The organism is Kitasatospora sp. NPDC054795, from assembly GCF_053611565.1.
Genome location: NZ_JBSHAP010000286.1, coordinates 1 through 2,006, shown reverse-complemented (window position 1 = coordinate 2,006; position 2,006 = coordinate 1). Strand labels below are relative to the sequence as shown.

The 2,006-nt window shown below is 71.5% G+C and carries 3 protein-coding genes; 1 reads left to right on the top strand and 2 read right to left on the bottom strand.

The genetic code is table 11. The features are described from left to right. Positions 1-144: 144 nt before the first annotated feature. Positions 145-489 carry a hypothetical protein gene (locus tag ACWGJO_RS41465; RefSeq protein WP_452190949.1) on the bottom strand — a complete coding sequence of 115 codons (345 nt, stop codon included), beginning with the start codon at positions 487-489 and terminating at the stop codon, positions 145-147. 256 nt (positions 490-745) lie between these two features. Then, positions 746-883 carry a hypothetical protein gene (locus ACWGJO_RS41460; RefSeq protein ID WP_452190948.1) on the bottom strand — a complete coding sequence of 46 codons (138 nt, stop codon included), beginning with the start codon at positions 881-883 and terminating at the stop codon, positions 746-748. A 183-nt stretch (positions 884-1,066) separates the two neighbouring features. Between ACWGJO_RS41460 and ACWGJO_RS41455 the strand changes: the two genes are divergently transcribed. Beyond that, entirely contained in the window at positions 1,067-1,966 is a 900-nt protein-coding gene (locus ACWGJO_RS41455) for a hypothetical protein (RefSeq protein ID WP_452190947.1), read from the top strand. The last annotated feature ends 40 nt before the right edge of the window (positions 1,967-2,006 follow it).

The window sequence follows — 2,006 nt, the reverse complement described above, 5'->3', positions numbered from 1 at the left end:
GTGTTCTTACTGGTCATGCGGGGTGGGACTCCTGTCGTTCCCTCTAGGCTAACCCGACAAATCGGGGCGTTTCACGCCACGCTGTCACAGAGGGCTCCTGCGGGGTGGCGGCCGGGACGGGCACTGGTTACTGAGGGCCGCAGGTCAGGGACGGTCCTCGTGGTGGCCGCACAGCCACGCCAGCGCCTGGTAGGTACCCAGGGCGTACGCGGGGTCCGTGCGCTCTTCCAGGGCACCGCGCAGGCGGACCGCGGCGGCCTGGCATTCGGCCAGCAGCTGCGCCCGGCACGGCCCGGTGGCCCCGAGCGCGGCAACAGCGGTGACCGGTGCCGCGATCTGGGCTCCTGTGGCCCACCGGTAGGCCCCCAGGACCCCGTGGTCGAACCCGCCCCAGGGCTGGGGGCGCCGATTGGCGGTCTCGATCGCGTCGAACACCTCGTCCAGCGGGCGCACCCCCACCGCCGGGATCGTTGTCTCATCACTGGTCATGCCCGCAACCTACGACGACTCGCGGCCACCCGCCGCCGGGCCCAACAGCCGGATAGTGGACCGGCAAGGTTCCGGGCTGTCGGATCCGGCGCAACCGGGTGAACCGCCCTGCCAGGCAGCGGCCCAAAAGCCGAACGCGGCATCGCCGCGGCGGTCCCGCGCCAAGCCCTCGAACGCTCCGGGGCCCCACTCTGAACGGCGCTTTCGCGCTGCAGTGGCGCCAGAGCACAACCGAGCGCTGCCCCCGGCGGATCGCTCAGTCGCTTTCCGCAGGCAACGCAACCCGGCGTACCTGCCCGGCCTCCAGTTCGACGACGACGGCCAGCACCGGATGCAACCAGCGGACCCGAACGCCGACGACCTGGCGGCCGCCCTCGTCCAGGTCCGCCTCCATCCTGCCGAGCGGCTCCGGCGGGGAACCGCCGCCGCGGCAAGGAGGCGTGCCCACGAAGCCGGCTCCTGACCCCGTCCAAGCAGCCCACATCCAGGACACGACATGCCCTCACCAGATGACCGGTGCCGCAGATGGACCATGCCACCGCCATTACCCGGATCTGACAAGCGATCCACGGCTTCCGTGTCCAACCGCGTCACCGACGTCCGGACCGGCCCCGTCGTCCAGGCCGGCCAGACCGGCGACATCCACTTCCATCCCGCCGGGCCAACCCCTACCGCTCCCCGGCAACTCGCCTCGGTCACCAGGTTGTTCACCGACCGCGAGCACGACGCGGTCGCCCTGGACCGGCTGCTCGACCACCAGCTGGAGGGCACCGCGCCGGTGATCGTGATCACGGTGCCCGGCGGGATCGGCAAGAGCGCCCTCGCCGCTCGCTGGGGCCGCCGGCATGCCGAGCGCTACCCGGACGGACAGCTCCTCGTCCATCTGCGCGCCGACAGCGACTGCGACCCGGCCCCGGCCACCGAGACCGCCCGGTCCCTGCTGATAGGTCTCGGCACAGAAAGAAAGCAACTTCCCTGGCAGGCCGCTGATTTGCAGGCACTCTGCCGCTCCGTCGCGGCCACCCGACGGCTGCTGGTGGTACTGGAAGATGCCGCTACCGCCGAGCAGGTGATTCCACTGGTCCCCGCCAACGCCGACTGCCTGGCCGTCGTCACCAGCCGCTCGCCGATGCCCGCACTCGCCGCCCACGGCGCGCACCACCACTATCTGGCCCCGCTCACGCCCACCCACTCCGCCCGGCCACTCGCTCGCATCCTCGGCAACGACCGGGTCCGCGCGGAGCCGGACGCCGCCAAAGCCCTCACCCGTGTCTGCGAGGGCAACCCGCCGGCCCTGAGCCTGGCCGCCGAGATCTCGCGACGAACCGCGGCTCTCTGCAGTACAGGTGCCCGCCGTCGGCAACGAGTTCGACCTCGACGTCCGCACCGTCGAAACCGCAGACGCGGCCAGCCTGGAGGTGCTCACCGACGACAGCTCCGGCTTCACCTGCGGCCCCGCACCATCGGCGTCCACTGATCCATCTGGTGGTGCCGCCGGAAGGAGCGCTCCTTCAGGC

Bases quoted from the DNA above. Each gene is read 5' to 3' on its own strand.
- ACWGJO_RS41460 (WP_452190948.1), bottom strand. From the start codon at position 883: ATGGAGGCGGACCTGGACGAGGGCGGCCGCCAGGTCGTCGGCGTTCGG.
- ACWGJO_RS41465 (WP_452190949.1), bottom strand. From the start codon at position 489: ATGACCAGTGATGAGACAACGATCCCGGCGGTGGGGGTGCGCCCGCTG.